Source organism: Methylobacterium sp. J-068, assembly GCF_022829445.1.
Classification (GTDB): Bacteria; Pseudomonadota; Alphaproteobacteria; order Rhizobiales; family Beijerinckiaceae; genus Methylobacterium.
The window spans coordinates 33,231-52,085 of record NZ_JAKSXY010000046.1 but is presented as its reverse complement, the minus strand read 5'-3'; the positions used below and the strand labels follow the sequence as shown (position 1 = coordinate 52,085).

The following is an 18,855-nucleotide window of genomic DNA, read 5'->3' as shown; positions in this document are numbered from 1 at the left end:
ACCCGGATCGCCTATCCGCGAAACGCCCGCAGCAAAACCCGCAGGTCCCATTCCTGAACCAGGGCCGCGGCGTCCTCGGCCGCATACCAGCGCCGCTCACGCTGCTTGTGCTCGGGCCAGCGCTTGCGCTCCTCGCTGACCCGGAGCGGATAGACCTTCACCGCGCAGGGCAGCGCGCTGCCGTCGCCCAGGCGCTTGTCGTAGCGGTAGAGGCCGACCGCCTTCTTGCCGATCCGCCCCTTCAGGCCCGCCTCCTCGAAGGCCTCCTGCTCGGCGGCACGATGGTCCTTGCGGCCGCGCATGGGCCAGCCCTTGGGGATGATCCACCGCTTCGTCTCGCGTGAGGTGACCAGCAGGATTTCGGGACGGCCCTCGGCATCGAGTCGAAACGGAAGCGCGGCGATCTGCGTGCGGGGCGTGTGCTTCTTCTTCAGCTTCGTGTCCTCGGCCATCCGCATGATATTTCGGCGATCCTGCCCTGCAACCAATGGGCCCGCATTGATTTTGTTAAATGACGGGCGCGAAATGCACCCCCGGTGCGGCGAAACAGGGACAACTCCGGTGCCCGCCGTTGGTGCCCTTGCCTTCAGCCCGGCCGTGCGGCAGGAAGCCGCCCTCGCAACGGATTCAGGCCCTGCATGCCGATCGAGATCGAGCGCAAGTTTCTCGCCCACCCGTCCGTGCTGGAGCACTGCCGGTCCGGAATCAGCATCGTGCAGGGATACCTCCTCACGGATTCGGAGAACACGATCCGGATTCGCCGGATGGACGACCGCTACTTCCTGGCCTGGAAGGGAAAGCGCCGGGGCGCCTCCCGTGTGGAGCTGGAGCAGGAGGTCGCGCGCGAGATCGGCGCGGTGATGCTCGCCACGGTCGCGTCTCGGCATCGCATCGAGAAGGTCCGCCATCGCATCGAGGCGCACGGACACGTCTGGGAGGTGGATCTCTTCGCGGGTGCGCTGAGCGGCCTCATCCTGGCCGAGGTCGAACTCGAACGCGAGGACGAGGAGGTCGTGTTCCCGGCCTGGCTCGGGCGCGAGGTGACCTCGGACGAGCGCTATCGCAACTCGTGCCTGGCGGCGCGAACCTTCAGGTCCCTTCCGATCGCGGCCTGAGGCCGAGCGGGTCCTCGAGGCCGCTCCGTGCGGGGCCCATCGGCCGCGTCGCTCAGGCCTCTCGCGCCTCGCCGATCAGGGCTTCCGTCCGGCCGCGCAGGGCCTGGAGACTGCGATAGCCGACCGAGGCCGCGACCTGGCGCGGTGCCCGGCCATCGGCCGCGAGCGCCAGGGCGCGCACGACCCGCGCTCGGGCACGCCACTGGCCGAAGGTGAGACCCGTCTCGCGGCGGAATCCCCGCGTCAGGGTCCGCCGGCTCAGGCCCGCCTGATCGGCCCAGGCGTCGAGGTCGAGCGTCCGGGCGGGATCGTCGATCAGCCCCAGGCAGACGCGGCGAAGGCGGGCGTCGCGCGGCAAGGGCAGGGTCAGCCGGGTCTCCGGGGCCCGCCCGATCTCGTCGAGGACGAGGGCCGCCAGATGCCCGCCGCGCCCGGCCTCGTCGTAGAGCACGGGCTCGTCCGTGAGGGCGACCAGGGCGGCCGCGAGAAGGGCCGAGACCTCGATGACGCGGGCCTGGCCGGGGAAGTCGCGGATCGCGTCGCGCGCGAGATAGGCCGAGCACATCGCGACGTCGCCGTGCATGGCCACCGCGTGCGGCAGGCCGGGCGGGATCCACAGGGCATGCCCTTCCGGCACGACCCAGGTCCCGGTCTCGGCCGTCGCCATCATCAGGCCGGCGGTCGCGTAGAGCAGTTGCGCGCGCGGGTGAACGTGGCGGTCCGTATGGCTGCCGGCCCTGAAGGTCTTCGGCATCACCGCGACGGCGCGCGGCACCGCCTGATAGTCCTCGGCCCGGATCGAGCGCATGGCGCCTCCCTTGTCGCGGCGTTCCCTGGCCCGAATGCGTACACCTTCGGCCCGACGGCGTTCAACGGGTCAGGTTAAGCAGGAGTCCGCTCGCGGAGAGGCCTGCCCGATGGATGCCGAGACCCTGTCCCGCCGGACGCTGCGCTTCGTCAACGTGGCGCATGCCCTCGACCACTTCGTCCTGCTGATCTATCCGACGGCCGTGATCGCTATCGCGGCCCAGACCGGCCTCGGCTACGGCGAACTGATCACGCTCGCGACCGGCGCCTTCGTGGCCTTCGGCCTCTGCGCCCTGCCGATGGGCTGGCTCGCCGACCGGTTCGGGCGGCGCAACCTCCTGGCGATCTTCTTCTTCGGCTACGGCCTGTCCTGCCTCGGCGTGGCGAGTGCCGCGAGCCCGACGGCCTTCATGGTGTGGCTCTGCGTGCTCGGGTTGGCCTCCGCGATCTACCACCCGGTCGGGTCGAGCATGCTGGTGACGCACGCCCGCCGCCTCGGACGCGATCTCGGCGTGAACGGCGTCTGGGGCAATGTCGGCGCCGCCACGGCCTCGGGCGTGACGGCGCTCCTGGCGACGGGGTTCGGCTGGCAGGCGGCCTTCGTCGTGCCGGGCCTGTTCTGCCTCGCCTGCGGGACGGCGTTCCTGGCGCTCGTCCCCGGCGACGGCGAGGGAACGCACGGCAAGGCGGGCGCCGGGCCTATCATCCCGGTGGCGCGTCCGCTCCCGCTCCTCATCGTGTTCGCCTTCGCGATCGTGGCGGGGGGGATGACCTTCAACATCACCACGATCGCCCTGCCCAAGGTGGTCGACGAGCGCGTAGGCGACGGCCTGCCCCTCGTTCTGATCGGCTCGGTCGCCACCCTCGTCTTCGTGTTCGGGGCCCTGACCCAGCTGGTGATGGGGCGTCTGATCGACCGCTACAGCCTGCCGGTGCTCTTCCTCGGATTGTCCGTCCTGCAACCGCTGGGGCTGGGCATCGCGGCGGTGAGCACGGGTCTTGCGCTCCTGGTCGGCCTCGTCCTGACGATGGCGGCCCTCTACGGGCAGGTCGTCATCAACGACGCGATGGTGGCGCGCTACGTGCCGCCGCTCTACCGCGCCCGCGCCTACAGCGTGCGCTACTTCCTCGGCTTCACGGTCAGCGGGTTCGTGGTGCCGATGATCGCCTTCCTGCACGATCGGGGCGGATTCGGATTCGTGCTGGGGATCGCGGCGGCGTTCGGGAGCGTCATCTTCGCCTCGGCGCTCGGCTTCTTCGCGCTCACGCGGCGGGACGCGGCGCGCCCGCTCGCGGCGGCGGAATAGGCGGCCGCGATCCGGTCCAGGGCGCGCTAGATGGCCTGCGCGAGTCCGGCGAGCTGGTCGGCGCAGAGGCCCCAGCCCTCGTGGAAGCCCATCGCCTTGTGGGCCGCGCAATCCTCCGCCGACCAGTGCCGGGCGCGCGCGGTGTAGCGCGTGCCGCCCGCCTCCGGCTCGAAGGTGATGATCCCGGTGAAGAAGGGTTTGGCCGAGGGCTCCCAGGCCGTGACATAGGCATCCGTGAAGACGATCCGGGCGTTCTCGACGAGTTCGAGATAGACGCCGGCGCTGGGGAATTCCGAGCCGTCCGGCGCCCGCATCACGATGCGCGTCGCGCCGCCGGGCCGGAGGTCCGTCTCGGCCTCCGACACCGTGTAGGGCTTGGGCGCGAACCAGCGCTTCAGGAGGGCCGGCTCGGTCCAGGCCCGGTAGAGGGCCGAGGCCGGTGCGGGGATGAGGCGGGTGAGGACGAGTTCGCGCTCGGGGGTGCCGTCGGTCATGTTCGGATTCCTGGTTCGCGATCGGGACGGACGTGATGGGAGCGGGGTTCAGCGGGCCCCCTGGTTCATGCCCCAGAGCACGCCGAAGGGATCGCGCACCTGAGCGTAGCGGTCGCCCCAGAACATGTCGGTCGGCGGCAGCACCGCCGTCGCGCCGGCCTCCAGCGCGCGCGTCCACCACGCTTCGAGATCCTCGACCATCAGGGTCATGGTGTAGCCCTGCGGCGTCTGCAGCGGATGGCCGTGCTCCGGATAGGCGTCGGACAGCATCAGCGACGAGCCGTTGACGTAGAGATGGACATGCATGGTCCGTCCCTGCTCGTCGGGCGGCATCGCGCCGGCCAGTTCCGCGCCGAAGGCCTGGCCGTAGAACGCGGCCGCCTTCATCGCTCCGTCGAGGGCGAGATAGGCGACGAGACCGCCCTTCACGGGGACGGGCGCGTGCTGTGCGTCGATCGTCGTGCTCATCGGGCGTCTCCTCGCGGCCGATCCCTGAATCGGCGGCCGTCTCGGCAAGGACACCTGAAATGCCGGCCCTCCGACAAGGGGGTGACAGGTGTTTTTTCGAGATCCGTCGCGCGCGTTCCCTGCCACCCGCGTCGTGCTACCCGGGCCGCCTCATGTCCTGCGCGAGCGCGATGACCGCGTCCACCAGCGGATTGTGCCGCGCCGTCGACCAGACCAGGGCTGCCGCCACGATCTCGACCCGCTCCGTCAGGGCACGGAACGCCACCTGCGGCGGCGCCAGGCGTTCGAAGCGCGCGGGCACGAGGGCGATACCCTGACCACAGGCGACGAAGGCGATCTGCGAGGTGACGGACCGGACCTCGTGCAGGATGCGCGGCGAGAACCCTCGTGCATGGCAGGCGGCGAGCACGTGGTCGAAATAGACCGGGCTGAAGCGCCGGGAGAACATCGTGAAATCGGCGTGGGCGAGGTCGGCGAGAGCGATCTCGGAACGCCGCGCGAGGGGATGCTCCTGCGGGACGGCCACCACGAGACGATCCTGGGCCACCGCGTGCGAGCGGATCGTGGGGCCGAGTTCCCCCTCCAGCCGCGCGAAGGCGAGGTCGAGCTCGCCCGCTTCCAGGGCCGGCACCGCCTCGACGCTATCGATTTCCCGCACCGAGACGGTGGTCTGGGGGTAGGCGACGCGCAGGCGCTCGACCAGGGGCGGCAGATCCTCCAGCATCGCCGAGTTGATCGCGCCGATCCGCAGCGTTCCGGTCTGTCCGTCGATCGCCTCGCGGACCGCGAGTTCCAAGCGACCCAACTGCTCGGCGAAGGTCCGCACGGCGGGCAGGATGGCGGAGCCCGCGGGCGTCAACTGCACGCCGCGCCGGTTGCGATCGAACAACCTGACCCGCAGGGCCTGCTCCAGCGCCTGAATCTGCTCCGTGAGAGGCGGCTGGGACATGCCCAGGCGCTGCGCCGCGCGCCCGAAATGCTTCTCCTCGGCCACCGCGAGGAACACCCACAGGTGACGGATCAGGCGAACGTTGATCATCGCGGCGATAGGTTTTCCAGATCACGGCCATCCGATCTTCGGAATTTACCTATCATGGAGGCGGTGCGATCTCACCCCCACCGCGCGGTCGAACACGGCGCGGATCACCTCAACGGACCCCAGGCCCATGCCCGCGATCGCACTGCCCGGCACCGCCGAGCTCACGTCCTTCCTCGTCGTCGTCCTGGGCTTTGCCGTGACGCCCGGCCCGAACATGATCTACCTGATCTCGCGCGCGATCGGACAGGGGGCGGCGGCCGGGCTGATCTCCCTCGGTGGGATGGTCCTGGGCTTCGTCGTCTACCTGCTCTGCGCCGCCCTCGGCATCACCGCGCTGCTCACGACGGTTCCCTTCGCCCACGTGACCTTGCGCCTCGTCGGCGCGGTCTACCTGATGGTTCTGGCCTGGCAGGCCCTGAAGCCCGGTGGACGCTCGCCGTTCGAGATCCGCTCCGTGCGCCGGAGCAGCGGCGGCCGCCTGTTCGGCATGGGCCTGGTGACGACGCTCCTCAACCCGAAGGCGGCCCTCCTCTATCTCGCCCTGCTGCCGCAATTCATCGTGCCCGGCCACGGCAGCGTCTTCGTCCAGACCCTCGTGCTGGGCCTGCTGCATATCGGGGTGAATCTCGTCGTCTCCGTGGGCATCGCCCTCACGGCCGGCGCCCTGGCGGGTGTCCTGGCCCGGCGGCCGGCCTGGCTGCGGGCGCAGCGCTGGATGATGGGCGGCCTGCTCGCGGCGTTCTCGGTCAAGCTGGCCGCCGAGGGCTGAGCGCCGCTCATCCCGCGCCCCGGCCCAGCGCCCGGCGGGCGACGACCAGCGACAGGCCGACATTCAGGAGCGCGGCGGCCAGCATCAGTCCCAGCAGGGCATCGAGCCCGAACCAGGCCGAGAGCGTGCCGCAGGCCAGGGGCGTCGCCGCCTGTCCGAGCAGCGGCATGCGGGCGAGCCGCCCCATCACGGCGGCATAATCCTGCTGGCCGTAGAGGGTCAGCGGCAGCGTTCCGCGCACCACGGTGCGCATCCCGTTTCCGACGCCGTAGAGGATGATGCCGGCCCAGGCGAGGCTCGGGGCGGCGGCGAGGATGACGAGGCCGAGACCGACGCTCCCGCTCGACACCAGGAGCGCCCAGGCCGGATGCGCCCGCCGCCCGAAGATCAGTTCGAGGATGCGCGCACCGACCTGCGACGGACCGATCAGCGTGCTCAGGGCGACGGCCGTGCCCGCCGCGACGCCCTTGGCCTGGAGCAGCAGGAGCAGCTGCACGGAGGTCGCCGTCATGATCACCGCCGCGCTGGTGAAGGTGACGGCGAGGATGCGCTCGCCGGGCAGCGGCCCGCGCCCGGTCGGGCTGACGAGCGGGGCCGCTCCGGCCGTCGGCGCGGATGACACGGCGCCGATGGGCGCGCGGCTCTGGGACGGCAGCGCCCAGGCGAAGAGCGGGACCACCACGAACGCGCAGAGGCCCGCGTAGACGACGCAGGTGCCCCGCCACCCGATCGCACCGACGAGGAAGCTCGAGGCCGGCCAGCACAGGGTGATGGCGAAACCCGATGCGATCGCGATCTGGGTCATCGCCCCGCGCGCCGAGGACCCGTAGGCCTGCCCGATGGCGGCGAAGAGCGGATCGTACAGGGCGCCGGCCATGCCGATGCCGAGAACCATCCAGGCCAGGAGGAAGACCGGCAGGTTCGGCGCCACGGCCATGAGGATCAGCCCCCCGGCGATGATCAGGGACCCCGCCATCAGGACCGGCCGGCCGCCATGCCGCCGGATCAGGCGCCCGACCCGGGGCGAGAGCAGGCCCGAGATCAGAATCGCCAGGGACAGGGAACTCACCACGGCGCCCTGCGGCCAACCGGTCGACTGCACGATGGGCTCGGCGAGCACGGCCAAGAGGAAGAACGAGCCGCCCCAGAGAAGGATCTGCGTGACGCCGAGCGCCGCGTTGCTCGCGAGCGTCGGCGCGCGCGGCTGCGCCGAACGGACCGGGGACGGGTCTGGCACGGGTCGGGTCTCCGCTTATCGGGTCGCGTGACGTCGCGGCGGGATTGTCACCGTTCGGGCCGCGGCAAGGCTCACACGCATCCCGGTCGATGACATCGGTATGCCGCCCCTGTGAAGCGTGGTCCAACCGCCATGTCGGTCTCGGACACGGAAACACCGGCGCGATGCTGTGAGAGAGATCATGACGTCACGGGTGCCGAGTCCCCTCGTCCTCCTGCCGGGCCTCCTGAACGATGCCGACCTGTTCCGGGATCAGGTCTCCGCGCTGTCGGACATCGCCGCCTGCCAGGTCGGCGATCTCACGCGCGGCACGACGCTGGAAGACCTCGCCGACGGGGTGCTGGCTCAGGCCCCGCCCCGCTTCGCGCTGGCGGGCTTCTCCTTCGGGGGCTACGTGGCGCAGGAGGTCGTCCGGCGCGCGCCGGAGCGGGTGACGCGCCTGGCGCTCCTCGACACCTCGATCCGCGCGGATTCCGACGATCGGGCCGCCAACCGCCGCGCCCTCGATCAGATCGCGCGCATACCGGGTCGCTTCCACGGCTTCGGCGACCGCCTGCTCGCAACCTATCTCGATCCGTCGCATCTCGGCGACGGCGCGATCGTCGCGCGCATCCGCGACATGACCGAGCGCCTCGGACCGGAGGTCTTCATCCGACAGAACAACATCGCGCGGCGTGACGGCACCGGAACGCTGCGGGCCCTCCGCGTCCCGCTGCTCGTCCTGTGCGGCGAGAGCGACGCCCTGACGCCGCCCGCGATCCACCGCGAGATGGCCGCCCTGGTGCCGGGGGCCAGGCTCGTGATCGTGCCGGGGGCCGGCCACATGAGCCCGATCGAGCAGCCCGAGGCCGTGTCGCGCGCCCTGCGGGCGTGGCTGCTCGGCATCGAGGATTCCGGGACGGAGGATTCCGGCGCCGGGGACGGTGTCGACTGAGGCGCCCTCCCGCCCGGCGGTCCTTTCCGAGGTCCCGCATCGCTTGCGCCACCCGCTTCCCGGCACGCCTCAGGCCCCGCCGGAACGCACGAGCTCCAGGAAATTGGTGATCAGGGGCCCCGCCTTCTCCTTGGACCACAGGGCATGGACGTCGGCACGGATCGGTTTGCCCGTGACGGGCCTGTAGACTACATCCGCGTGCGCCAGACGGGCGACGAATTCCGGAATGATGGCGATCCCCAGTCCCGTCGCGACGAGGCTCGTCAACGAGGCCGCCTCGACGACCTGATGCGTGATGTTCGGGACGAAGCCGGCGTCGACGCAGCAATCCCAGAGGTATTTCGCGAACAGGGAATCCGACAGCCGCAGGAACACGAACCGCTCCCGGCTCAGCTCGGCGAGGTCGATCGTCGCCCTCCCCGCCAGGCGATGGTCCTTCGGGAGAACGAGGCTGACGGTCTCGCACCACGCGCGTTCGCTGACGAGGTCCGCGTCGTGCGGTGGGCTGCGCAGGAAGCTGATGTCGGTCTGGCCGGCCTTCAGCATCGAGATCTGCCGGTCCGGCGACATCTCGTGGATGCGCAGGTCGACATCGGGATACAGGCTCAAAAAGTCGCGTATGGCCTGGCCGAGCGGGCCGGCCAGCATGGATCCCGTCAGGCCGACATTGACGATGCCGGCCACCCCGGCGCCGATGGCGCGGGCGCGGTCGACGGCTTCGCCGGATTTTTCCAGGATGCCGAGCGCCTGCGCGTGGAAGTCCATGCCGGCCCTCGTCAGCGCGACGCGACGCGTCGTCCGTTCGAACAGCGCGGTGCCGATCTCGGCTTCGAGATCGCGGATCTGCTGGCTCAGCGGTGGCTGCGCGACGCCCAGGCTCTCGGCGGCGGCGGTGAAGCTCAGATGCCGGGCCACGGCCACGAAGTAGCGCAGGTGCCGGAGTTCCATACGTTATATATATCGGGAAAGTATCAATGGCGATATATGAAATATTTGACGTTTAGATGCCTCGGCAACATGGTGCCGCCGATCGCGCGGATCCACCGACGGGCTGCACGATAACGCCGGTGGTGCGATATCCCTCCAGCGCCAGAATCGACGCGAGTTCAGACGCATGTGAGCCTGGCGGTCGGGGAACGGAACGGCTCGAGGAAACACGAGGGGGTTTGCGATGAGGCGGTTCTTTGGGTCGCTGTTCGGGCAGGTTGTCGCCGCCCTCGTGCTCGGCGTCGTTCTCGGCATGGTCTGGCCCGGCTTCGCGGTGACGCTCAAGCCGCTCGGCGACGCCTTCATCAAGCTGATCAAGATGGCGATCGCACCGCTGGTGTTCGGTGTGGTCGTCCACGGCATCGTCGGTGCCGGCGACCTCAGAAAGGTCGGCCGCGTCGGGCTCAAGTCCCTGATCTACTTCGAGGCGGTGACGACCATCGCCCTCGTGCTCGGTCTCGTGTTGGCCTACGTGTTCGCGCCCGGCCACGGCATGAACGTCGACCTGACCACCTTGGACGCGAAATCCATCGCCGGTTACACCGAGCGCGTCGGGCAGGTCACCGGCACCGTCGACTTCCTGATGAAGCTGGTGCCGACGACGTTCGTCGACGCCTTCGCCAAGGGCGACATCCTCCAGGTCCTCATCCTGGCGATCCTGTTCGGGTCCGGGCTGGCGCTGCTGGGCGAGCGGGGCAAGCCGCTGGCCGACAGCCTGGAGCGCATCACCGAGGTCCTGTTCAAGATCATCGGCTTCATCGTCAGGCTCGCCCCGCTCGGCGTGCTCGGCGCCGTCGCCTTCACGGTGGGCAAGTACGGCATCGGCTCGCTGAAGCAGCTCGGCATGCTGGTGGTGCTGTTCTACGCGGGCGTCGCGTTCTTCGTCTTCGTGGTGCTCGGCACCATCATGCGCCTGGCCGGCTTCAGCATCGTCAAGCTGCTGGCCTACCTGCGCGAAGAGTTGACGGTCGTGGCCGGCACCGCCTCCTCCGACAGCGTGCTGCCGCAGGTGATGCGCAAGCTGGAGCGCCTCGGGATCAAGGATTCGACCGTCGGCCTCGTGATCCCGACCGGGTACTCGTTCAACCTCGATGCCTTCTCGCTCTACCTGACCCTGGCCACGGTGTTCATCGCCCAGGCGACCAACACGGACCTCTCCTTCGGCCACCTGATGCTGATCCTCGGCATCGCGCTCCTGACCTCGAAGGGGGCCCACGGCGTGCCCGGCTCGGCCATCGTCGTGCTGGCCGCCACCCTGTCGGCGGTGCCGGAAATCCCGGTGATCGGCCTCGTGCTCGTACTGTCGATCGACTGGTTCGTCGGCATCGCCCGGGCCCTCGGCAACCTGATCGGCAACTGCGTCGCGACGGTGGTGATCGCCGCCTGGGAGGGCGACATCGATCGCGCGCAGGCCCAGCGCGTCCTCGACGGCGACGTCACGACCGATACGGCGGCGATCCTCGACGCGCCGATCGCGAAAACCCAATCGGCCTGACCGCGACGGCCCGGAGCCCGTCGGCCCGGGTCCTGCTTTCCCAGACGGATCATCGGAGACGCTCCATGAACGCACCGTTGTACAACCCCACCTGCGGAGGTCTGCCGGCGCAGACGACGCTGATGACCGGCCGTGCGGTGTTCACCGAGGCCTACGCGGTGATCCCCCGTGGCGTGATGAGCGACATCGTCACGAGTTTCCTGCCCGGCTGGGACGGGACCCGCGCCTGGGTCCTGGCCCGGCCCCTGTCGGGCTTTTCCGAGACCTTCGCGCAGTACCTGATGGAGGTCGCCCCCGGCGGCGGCAGTGACGCTCCCGAGCCCGACGAAGGGGCCGAAGGCGTGCTGTTCGTGGTCGAGGGCACCCCGAGCCTGACCCTCGACGGCCGGGCGCATGCCCTGCGGCCCGGCGGCTACGCCTACCTGCCGCCCGGCGCGGCGTGGAGCCTGCGCAACGCGGGCGCCGAGCCTGCCCGCTTCCACTGGGTTCGCAAGGCCTACGAGCGCGCCCCGGGCCTCGCGGTGCCGGAGGCCTTCGTCACCCACGAATCCGAGGTCGCCCCGAGGGCGATGCCCGGCACGGACGGGGCCTGGGCCACCACCCGCTTCGTCGCGCCCGAGGATCTGCGCCACGACATGCACGTCAACATCGTCACGATGCAGCCCGGCGGGACGATCCCGTTCGAGGAGACGCACGTGATGGAGCACGGCCTGTTCGTGCTGGAGGGCAAGGCGGTCTACCGGCTCAATCGCGACTGGGTGGAGGTGGAGGCGGGCGACTTCATGTGGCTGCGCGCGTTCTGCCCGCAGGCCTGCTACGCGGGCGGCCCCGGCCCCTTCCGCTATCTCCTCTACAAGGACGTCAACCGGCACGCTCCGCTGGCGCCGTTCCGGTCGGCCCGATGAGCGGCCGGACCCTGACCGCACGGCCGCTGACGCAGGAGGCCTTCGCCCCCTTCGGCACCGTGATCGACAAGGCCGCCGTCGCGCCCCGGCCGATGAATGCCGGCATGGCGCGCCGCTTCCACGATCTCGCCGAGGTCGCGGTGCTGGGCAGCGGCGGCCGGGCGGTGATCGGCCTCGTCGAAGCGCAACCCTACGCCTTGCCGCTGGCCCTGACCCTCGTCGAGCGCCACCCGCTGGGCGCGCAGGCCTTCCTGCCGCTCGACGCCTCGCCCTTCCTCGTCGTCGTCTGCCCGGACGAGGACGGCCGACCCGGCGCGCCCCTGGCGTTCCTGACCGCGCCGGGCCAGGGCGTGTGCTACGGCGTCGGCACCTGGCACGGCGTGCTCACGCCGCTCGGCGCGCCGCAGGACTTCGTGGTCGTCGACCGGGGCGGGCCGGGCGTGAACCTCGAGGAGTTCACGTTCGCGCAGCCCTGGTCGATCCGAATTCCGGACGCGGTATGACCCGCCCACGCCCCGCGGCACGGCGGCCGGTCCTGCCTCGGGGCGGCGGGCGATCCCGTCCGGCTTTCGCGAGGCCGAACGCGAGCCGATGCCCCGCGTTGGCGCGTCGATGGTCCCGCCGTGCGTCGGTGGGCCTCGCCTTCACGCCGAGACGCGTCGATCGACACCGGCGGCCGCCTATATCCCACATGGGTGGCTTTCCGGCCGCCAACCTTCCCCGAGTGGATTGATGATGGATCGCATGAACATTGGCGGCCTCGCCGTCGCCCGCGTGCTCTACGACTTCGTGGCCGATGAGGCTTTGCCCGGCACCAGCATCTCGCCGGAGGTGTTTTGGGGCGGTCTCGGTGCGATCGTGCGCGACCTGACGCCGAAGAACCGGGCCCTGCTGGCCAAGCGTGATACGCTCCAGGACCGCCTCGATGCCTGGCATCGGGAGCGCGCCGGCACGCCGATCGATCCGGCGGCCTACAAGGCATACCTGGAGGAGATCGGCTACCTCCTGCCCGCCCCGGGATCGGTGCAGGTGAGGACGGACAACGTCGACGCCGAGATCGCCCGCATCGCGGGGCCGCAGCTCGTGGTGCCGGTCTCGAACGCCCGCTACGCGCTCAATGCCGCCAATGCCCGCTGGGGCTCGCTCTACGACGCGCTCTACGGCACCGACGCGGTGTCGGAGGAAGGCGGCGCGGTCCGCAGCGGCGGCTACAACCGCACCCGGGGCGCCCGGGTCGTCACCCGCGCCCGCGGCTACCTCGACCGCTTCGTGCCGCTGGCCGGCGGCCGCCACGCCGACGTCGTCACCTACGCGGTGGAGGACGGGGCGCTCGTCGGAAACATGAACACCGGCGAGACCGTGCCGCTCGCCCGACCGGACCTCTTCGTCGGCTATCGCGGCCGGGCCGGCATGCCCGCGTCCCTGCTCCTGCGGCACAACGGGTTGCACGTCGAGGTCGTCATCGACCGGACGCATCGGATCGGCCGCTTCGACGCGTCCGGCGTCGCCGACATCCTGCTGGAATCGGCCGTCTCGACGATCATGGACCTCGAGGATTCGGTGGCGACGGTCGACGCCGAGGACAAGGTGCTGGTCTACCGCAACTGGCTCGGCCTGATGAAGGGCACCCTGGCGGCCACCATCGAGAAGGACGGCCGCAGGCAGGAGCGGCGCCTCAACCCCGACCGGCACTACATCGCGCCGAACGGCGGCGAGGTGGTGGTGCCCGGCCGCTCCCTGATGCTGGTGCGCAATGTCGGCCACCACATGGACACCGACGCGGTGCTCGACGCCGAGGGCCACGAAATTCCCGAGGGAATGCTCGACGCGGCGGTGACCGCGATGATCGCGATCCACGATCTCATGGGCGATTCCGGCCTGCGCAACAGCCGCGAGGGCTCGGTCTACATCGTCAAGCCGAAGATGCACGGGCCCGAGGAGGTCGCCTTCGCGGTCGAATTGTTCGGGCGCGTCGAGGCCATGCTGGGCCTGGAGGCCAACACCCTCAAGATGGGCATCATGGACGAGGAGCGCCGCACCACGGTGAACCTCGCCGCCTGCATCGAGGCCGCGGCCGAGCGGGTGGTATTCATCAATACCGGGTTCCTCGACCGCACCGGGGACGAGATCCACACCGCGATGGAGGCGGGCCCGGTCATCCGCAAGAACGACATGAAGGCGACGCCCTGGATCAAGGGCTACGAGGAGAACAACGTCGATGTCGGCCTCGTCTGCGGCCTGCTCGACCGGGCGCAGATCGGCAAGGGCATGTGGGCGGCCCCCGACGCCATGGCCGACATGCTGATGCAGAAGGGCGCGCACCCGAAGGCCGGCGCCAGTACGGCCTGGGTGCCGTCACCCACCGCCGCGACCCTGCACGCGCTCCACTATCACGAGACCGACGTGCGGGCGCGGCAGGCGGAACTCGCCCGCCGGCCGCGCTCGGCGCTGGACGAGATCCTCGAGATTCCGCTGGCCCGCTCGAACTTCGCGCCCGACGACGTGGCCCAGGAGATCGACAACAACGTCCAGGGCATCCTCGGCTACGTGGTGCGCTGGGTCGACCAGGGCGTGGGCTGCTCCAAGGTTCCGGACATCCACGATGTCGGCCTGATGGAGGACCGCGCGACCCTGAGGATCTCGTCCCAGCACATCGCGAACTGGCTGCACCACGGCGTCGTCAGCGAGGAGCAGGTGACGGAGGCGCTGAAGCGGATGGCGAAGGTGGTCGATCGCCAGAATGCCGGCGATCCGCTCTATCGCCCGATGGCGCCCGGCTTCGACGGCCCGGCCTTCCAGGCGGCCAGCGACCTCGTGTTCAGGGGCCGTGCGCAGCCGAACGGCTACACGGAATGGATCCTGACCGCGCGTCGCCGGGCGGCCAAGGCGGCCGGGTAATCTTCCAGACCTCGCGGCGCGTGACACCGTCTTCCGCTTTGATCAAGCGGGGACGGTCTCACGGCGCGGCGCGATCACCCGTGATCATGTGCCGGATCCGCGCCGCCATGGCGTCGACCGCGAACGGCTTGGTCAGCACCGCCATGCCGGGGGCGAGGTGTCCGTTCCCCAGCACGGCGTTCTCCGCGTAGCCGGTGATGAACAGCACCTTGAGATCCGGTCGCGAGACGCGGGCGGCGTCGGCCATCTGGCGCCCGTTCATGCCGCCGGGCAGGCCGACATCGGTGACCAGGAGGTCGATCCGGGCGTCCGATTGCAACACCTTGAGCCCGCTCGCGCTGTCGGCCGCCTCGATGGCCGTATAGCCGAGCTCGGCCAGGATGTCGGTGACCAGCATGCGCACGGTGGGCTCGTCGTCGACCACCAGCACGGTCTCGCCCTGCTCGGAGCGAGACAGTTCCAGCGTCGCGGTCGAGGCATCGTTCTCGTCGACCTCGCCATGATGGCGCGGCAGGTAGAGGCAGACCGTCGTGCCCCGGCCGACCTCCGAGCGGATGCGGACCTGCCCCCCGGATTGCTTGACGAATCCGTAGATCATCGAGAGCCCGAGACCGGTCCCTTCGCCCAAGGGCTTCGTCGTGAAGAACGGATCGAATGCCCGCGCGATGACCTCCGGCGTCATGCCGGTTCCGGTGTCGGTGACGTGGAGCGAGAGGTACTGACCCTCCGGGACCTCATGGCGACGCGCCGCGGGCGCATCCAACTCCCTGTTGGCGGTCTCGACCGTGATGCGCCCCCCGCCCGGCATGGCATCCCGCGCGTTGATGCAGAGGTTCAGCAGCGCGTTCTCGAGCTGGGACGGATCGACCAATATGGGCCAGAGCCCCGAGGCGCCGACGAACTCGAAGGCGATCGCCGGACCGACGGTGCGCTGGATCATCTCCTGCAGGCCGGAGACCAGTCGGTTCACGTTGGTGGGCTTGGGGTCGAGGGTCTGGCGGCGCGAGAAGGCGAGCAGGCGATGCGTCAGGGCGGCGGCGCGCTTGGCGGCTCCTTGCGCGGCCGTCATGTAACGCTCGACATCGCCGAACCGCCCCTGCCGCATGCGGGACTGCATCAATTCCAGCGAACCCGAGATGCCGGCCAGCAGGTTGTTGAAGTCGTGGGCGAGGCCGCCCGTGAGCTGGCCCACCGCCTCCATCTTCTGCGACTGGCGCAGGGCCTCCTCGATCCGTTCGCGCTCCGCGCTCTCGGAGCGCAGCTGGTCGTTCGCCTCGGCCAGATCGCGCAGATGCGCGCGCTGCTCGCTCAGGTCGGTCAGGATCCCGCAGAGGAGCGGCGTGACGTCCTCGCGGTGCAGCCGGCTGAGCGAAAGGTTGACCGGCAGGCTTCCCGAATCCGGGACGGCCAGGGCCAGTTCGCCGCGAACGGCGCCGTCGGCCGCCCCGTCGAGCAGGCGGTGTAGGATGGACCGGTCGACGTCCAGGACGAAGTCTTGGAGCGACCGGCCGATGACGCGCTCCTGCGAGACGCCCAGCATCTCGGCCAGGCGCCGGTTGCCGTAGAGGATCGTCCCTTCGGCGCTGAGCGTGAGGGCGCCCTCCTGGATCTGCTCGATCAGCACGCGGTAGGGCCGGTCGGCATTCTCCAGGGTGTAGATGAGGCGCTCGCCCGCACCGTCCTCGACCACCACGGCGTCGAAGTCGCCGCGCCGGATCGCCGCCAGGGTGTCCTCGGCCTCCTCCAGGCGAGCCGCCATCGACGCGAGGCGGCCACGCAAATCCGCGGTCGTAGGCTCCGGACCCTCAGCGTTCATCGGCGCCTCGTCGGGGCGAGACGGGCAGATCGAGGCCGGCGAGGACCCGGGCCTCGTCGGAGAGGTCCCCGATCAGCCGCTTGACCGGCAGCGGCTCCAGCCTGAGCAGGGTCGGCGCCGCGACGACCTGATGCTCCTCGGCCAGGTGAGGCTGCTGGAAGATGTCGATGGTGGCGAGGTCGACCCGCCCGGCCAGCCGTTCGTCGCAGATCCGGCGCAGGTTCGCGATGGCCCGCTGCGAGCGCGGGGTCATGCCGGCCACGAACAGCCGCAGCACGTAGCGTGGCGATGAGGCGGACTCCGTCCACGCCTCGCTCAAGCGATCCTGGCTTTCGGACGGAGATCGAGCCCGACCAGGACCTTCTCGGTGTTCGACAGGTCCCCGATGATCCGCTTCAGCGGTTCCGGCAGACGGCGCACCAGGGTGGGAATGGCGAGGATCTGGTCGCCCGCCGCGAGCTTGGGATTCTGCATCAGGTCGACGACCTCGATGTCGTACCGGCCCGGCAGGTGCTCCTCGCAGATCCGCTTGAGGTTGGCCAGGGCCGCCATCGACTTGGCGGTCTGGCCCGCCACGTAGAGGCGCATGTGGTAGGGGCCGGGATCGACCTCTTCGTCCGTCATCCGATCATCGCTCATTCGGCCGCGCTCCGTCGTGCCGCGATCGCCCGGCGCTCCTGCCCCAACAGCGTCTCTCGGGTGTCGTCCTCCTCGCGCAGAACGATCTCCTCCTCCTCGGCGACCTCCAGGCTCGCGCGCAGTTCCGCGATCTGCCGCTCGATGGAGAGCCGCCGTCGAACGACCTCGCGCTTGCGCCGTTCGGCCTCCTGCCGCTGCCGCAGGAGGCTGGCCTGTTCCTCGGCCTCCTGCACCATGCGGGCGGTGCCCGTGAGGACGCCGGCGGGCCCGACATAGGCGTCGACCAGCCTGATCCCGGCCGCCGACATCTGGAATTCGCGGACCTGATTGGAGTGGCTCATGCCACGGGCCTTGATCATGTAGAGGGTCCGCGTGCGCTCGCCGTTGGCCTCGACGTCGACGAGCTTGATCCACGCGTCCATCAGCGAGGACAGGCCGAGGTCGCCGACCTGGTCGAAGGCCCCATCCGTTCGCAGGCTCGTGAACACCGCTGTGATGCCGCGGCTCTTCAGCATGTCGACCATGCGAAGGAGCGTCGCCTGCAACTCGACGGCCGGCCCGCGCAGCGCCGAGATCGGGTCGATGACGACGATCGCCGGTTGGAACCGCTCGATGTCCCGGTGCATCCGGGCGAGATGCGTCTCCAGACCGTACAGGGTGGGACGGGCGGCCTCGAAGCGGAGCAGGCCGCTCTCGACGTGCCGCTTCAGGTCGAGGCCGACCGACAGGGCATTGCGGCAGATCTGCGCGCCGCTCTCCTCGAAGACGAAGGACATGCAGCGCTCGCCCCGCTCGCAGGCCGCATCGACGAGGTGCGTGCTGATCGTGGTCTTTCCCGTTCCCGCGACCCCCGAGATGAGGATGCTGGTGCCGCGATGGAAGCCGCCGGAGCCGAGCATCGCGTCGAGCCCGTCGATGCCGCTCGACACGATGTCGTTCGAGACGCCGTAGTCGAGTTCGGCGGAGGTCACGGGCAGGACGCTGATGCCGTCCTGGTCGATCAGGAAGGGATATTCGTTGGTGCCGTGCGCCGAGCCGCGGTACTTCACCACCCGCAGGCGGCGCGTCGTGACCTGATCCTCGACGCGGTTGTCGAGGAGGATGACGCAGTCGGAGACGTATTCCTCGAGGCCCTGGCGGGTGAGCTGGCCGTCGCCGCGCTCGCCCGTGATGACGGCGGTCAGGCCCCGGTCCCGGAGCCAGCCGAACAGGCGCCGCAATTCCGCCCGCAGGATCGCGGCATCGCTCAGGCCGGCGAACAGGGTCTCGATCGTGTCGAGCACCACGCGCTTGGCGCCGATGGTGTCGACGGCATAGCCGAGGCGGATGAACAGGCCTTCGAGGTCGTACTCGCCGGTCTCCTCGATCTCGTTGCGCTCGACCCGCACGTGATCGATGGCGAGTTTGCCTTCGGCCACCAGCGCATCGAGGTCGTAGCCGAGCGAGGCGACGTTGGCGGCGAGATCCTCGGCGCGCTCCTCGAAGCTCATGAACACGCCGGGCTCGTCGAACTGGGTCGCGCCATTCACCAGGAAGGTGACGGCGAACAGGGTCTTGCCGCAGCCCGCGGCGCCACAGACCAGCGAGGGGCGTCCAGCGGGCAGGCCGCCGAAGGTGACGTCGTCGAACCCGGATATGCCGGTCCGCGCCTTGGGCAGAGCGTGCCCCTTCGGTAGGTCAGGCGTCACGCATCGTATCCTTCGTGCCCTGCTGCCCTTGCAGCGCGCCCACTGGGGTCAGCCGCGCGATACGGTCACGCAAGGCCGTTTCGATGAAATTGGTCAGGCTGCGATTGTCTCGACGGGCGCACTCGCGCGCGGCGTCCAGGAGGTCCGGCTCGATTCGAAGGGCGAGAGGCTTCTTCAAGATCGGTCCTTCCAGGGTCACCCCTCGGGCTGCGCTAGCCTACGGTATCGCAAACGGCAATACACGAATAGTTTTTTCC

20 protein-coding genes are annotated in these 18,855 nt (G+C 69.8%); 8 read left to right on the top strand and 12 right to left on the bottom strand.

Translation table 11 applies throughout. The features are described from left to right. Window positions 1–11: 11 nt before the first annotated feature. A complete protein-coding gene (locus MKK54_RS04130; protein ID WP_244009324.1) occupies window positions 12–458 on the bottom strand; it encodes an NUDIX hydrolase in 447 nt (148 codons plus the stop codon). Between the two features lie 180 nt (window positions 459–638). On the opposite strand from MKK54_RS04130, the gene MKK54_RS04125 reads away from it, so the two are divergent. Continuing rightward, the gene (locus MKK54_RS04125; protein ID WP_244009323.1) at window positions 639–1,115 is read left to right on the top strand and encodes a CYTH domain-containing protein; all 477 of its coding nucleotides are present in this window, start codon (window positions 639–641) and stop codon (window positions 1,113–1,115) included. A 52-nt stretch (window positions 1,116–1,167) separates the two neighbouring features. Here MKK54_RS04125 and MKK54_RS04120 read toward each other — a convergent pair whose 3' ends face one another. Next, window positions 1,168–1,923, bottom strand: coding sequence for an AraC family transcriptional regulator (locus MKK54_RS04120; protein WP_244009322.1), 756 nt, complete (start codon window positions 1,921–1,923; stop codon window positions 1,168–1,170). Between the two features lie 109 nt (window positions 1,924–2,032). Between MKK54_RS04120 and MKK54_RS04115 the strand changes: the two genes are divergently transcribed. Further along, complete coding sequence (locus MKK54_RS04115; protein ID WP_244009321.1) at window positions 2,033–3,229, top strand: MFS transporter; 1,197 nt, start codon at window positions 2,033–2,035, stop codon at window positions 3,227–3,229. Between the two features lie 26 nt (window positions 3,230–3,255). Here the strand turns inward: MKK54_RS04115 and MKK54_RS04110 are convergent, their stop codons facing one another. From MKK54_RS04110 to MKK54_RS04100, 3 genes are all read right to left on the bottom strand, one after another. Beyond that, the gene (locus tag MKK54_RS04110; RefSeq protein ID WP_244009320.1) at window positions 3,256–3,723 is read right to left on the bottom strand and encodes an SRPBCC family protein; all 468 of its coding nucleotides are present in this window, start codon (window positions 3,721–3,723) and stop codon (window positions 3,256–3,258) included. 48 nt (window positions 3,724–3,771) lie between these two features. Continuing rightward, the gene (locus tag MKK54_RS04105; RefSeq protein WP_244009319.1) at window positions 3,772–4,191 is read right to left on the bottom strand and encodes a VOC family protein; all 420 of its coding nucleotides are present in this window, start codon (window positions 4,189–4,191) and stop codon (window positions 3,772–3,774) included. A gap of 136 nt (window positions 4,192–4,327) precedes the next feature. Continuing rightward, a complete protein-coding gene (locus MKK54_RS04100) occupies window positions 4,328–5,230 on the bottom strand; it encodes a LysR family transcriptional regulator (RefSeq protein ID WP_244009318.1) in 903 nt (300 codons plus the stop codon). A 142-nt stretch (window positions 5,231–5,372) separates the two neighbouring features. Here MKK54_RS04100 and MKK54_RS04095 point away from each other — a divergent pair, with 142 nt between their 5' ends. Then, complete coding sequence (locus MKK54_RS04095; protein ID WP_244009391.1) at window positions 5,373–5,999, top strand: LysE family translocator; 627 nt, start codon at window positions 5,373–5,375, stop codon at window positions 5,997–5,999. Between the two features lie 7 nt (window positions 6,000–6,006). Here MKK54_RS04095 and MKK54_RS04090 read toward each other — a convergent pair whose 3' ends face one another. Next, on the bottom strand, window positions 6,007–7,236 hold the full coding sequence (locus MKK54_RS04090; RefSeq protein WP_244009315.1) for an MFS transporter: 1,230 nt from the start codon (window positions 7,234–7,236) through the stop codon (window positions 6,007–6,009). Window positions 7,237–7,417: 181 nt separating this feature from the next. Between MKK54_RS04090 and MKK54_RS04085 the strand changes: the two genes are divergently transcribed. Continuing rightward, complete coding sequence (locus MKK54_RS04085; protein WP_244009313.1) at window positions 7,418–8,170, top strand: alpha/beta fold hydrolase; 753 nt, start codon at window positions 7,418–7,420, stop codon at window positions 8,168–8,170. A gap of 69 nt (window positions 8,171–8,239) precedes the next feature. Here the strand turns inward: MKK54_RS04085 and MKK54_RS04080 are convergent, their stop codons facing one another. Then, entirely contained in the window at window positions 8,240–9,118 is an 879-nt protein-coding gene (locus tag MKK54_RS04080; RefSeq protein ID WP_244009312.1) for a LysR family transcriptional regulator, read from the bottom strand. A 223-nt stretch (window positions 9,119–9,341) separates the two neighbouring features. On the opposite strand from MKK54_RS04080, the gene MKK54_RS04075 reads away from it, so the two are divergent. From MKK54_RS04075 to MKK54_RS04060, 4 genes are all read left to right on the top strand, one after another. After that, window positions 9,342–10,652 carry a dicarboxylate/amino acid:cation symporter gene (locus MKK54_RS04075; protein ID WP_244009310.1) on the top strand — a complete coding sequence of 437 codons (1,311 nt, stop codon included), beginning with the start codon at window positions 9,342–9,344 and terminating at the stop codon, window positions 10,650–10,652. Window positions 10,653–10,717: 65 nt separating this feature from the next. After that, the gene (locus tag MKK54_RS04070; protein ID WP_244009308.1) at window positions 10,718–11,557 is read left to right on the top strand and encodes a bifunctional allantoicase/(S)-ureidoglycine aminohydrolase; all 840 of its coding nucleotides are present in this window, start codon (window positions 10,718–10,720) and stop codon (window positions 11,555–11,557) included. Continuing rightward, window positions 11,554–12,060 (top strand): ureidoglycolate lyase, encoded by a 507-nt coding sequence (locus tag MKK54_RS04065; protein WP_244009307.1) that lies wholly within the window; start codon window positions 11,554–11,556, stop codon window positions 12,058–12,060. The genes MKK54_RS04070 and MKK54_RS04065 overlap by 4 nt, the downstream gene beginning before the upstream one ends. A 232-nt stretch (window positions 12,061–12,292) precedes the next feature. After that, window positions 12,293–14,455, top strand: a complete 2,163-nt coding sequence (locus MKK54_RS04060; RefSeq protein ID WP_244009390.1) for a malate synthase G — start codon at window positions 12,293–12,295, stop codon at window positions 14,453–14,455. 58 nt (window positions 14,456–14,513) lie between these two features. On the opposite strand, the gene MKK54_RS04055 is transcribed toward MKK54_RS04060, so the two are convergent. From MKK54_RS04055 to MKK54_RS04035, 5 genes are read right to left on the bottom strand one after another with little or no spacing between them, the layout of a single operon-like run. Continuing rightward, window positions 14,514–16,235, bottom strand: a complete 1,722-nt coding sequence (locus tag MKK54_RS04055; protein ID WP_244009306.1) for a PAS domain-containing sensor histidine kinase — start codon at window positions 16,233–16,235, stop codon at window positions 14,514–14,516. A gap of 25 nt (window positions 16,236–16,260) precedes the next feature. Beyond that, window positions 16,261–16,590 carry a circadian clock KaiB family protein gene (locus tag MKK54_RS04050; RefSeq protein ID WP_244009305.1) on the bottom strand — a complete coding sequence of 110 codons (330 nt, stop codon included), beginning with the start codon at window positions 16,588–16,590 and terminating at the stop codon, window positions 16,261–16,263. Further along, window positions 16,587–16,910, bottom strand: a complete 324-nt coding sequence (locus tag MKK54_RS04045; protein WP_244009304.1) for a circadian clock KaiB family protein — start codon at window positions 16,908–16,910, stop codon at window positions 16,587–16,589. Before MKK54_RS04045 ends, MKK54_RS04050 begins: the two co-directional genes overlap by 4 nt. Further along, window positions 16,907–18,598 carry a circadian clock protein KaiC gene (gene kaiC, locus MKK54_RS04040; RefSeq protein ID WP_244009303.1) on the bottom strand — a complete coding sequence of 564 codons (1,692 nt, stop codon included), beginning with the start codon at window positions 18,596–18,598 and terminating at the stop codon, window positions 16,907–16,909. The genes MKK54_RS04045 and kaiC overlap by 4 nt, the downstream gene beginning before the upstream one ends. Continuing rightward, window positions 18,588–18,776, bottom strand: coding sequence for a YlcI/YnfO family protein (locus MKK54_RS04035; protein ID WP_244009302.1), 189 nt, complete (start codon window positions 18,774–18,776; stop codon window positions 18,588–18,590). Before MKK54_RS04035 ends, kaiC begins: the two co-directional genes overlap by 11 nt. Window positions 18,777–18,855 lie beyond the last annotated feature (79 nt).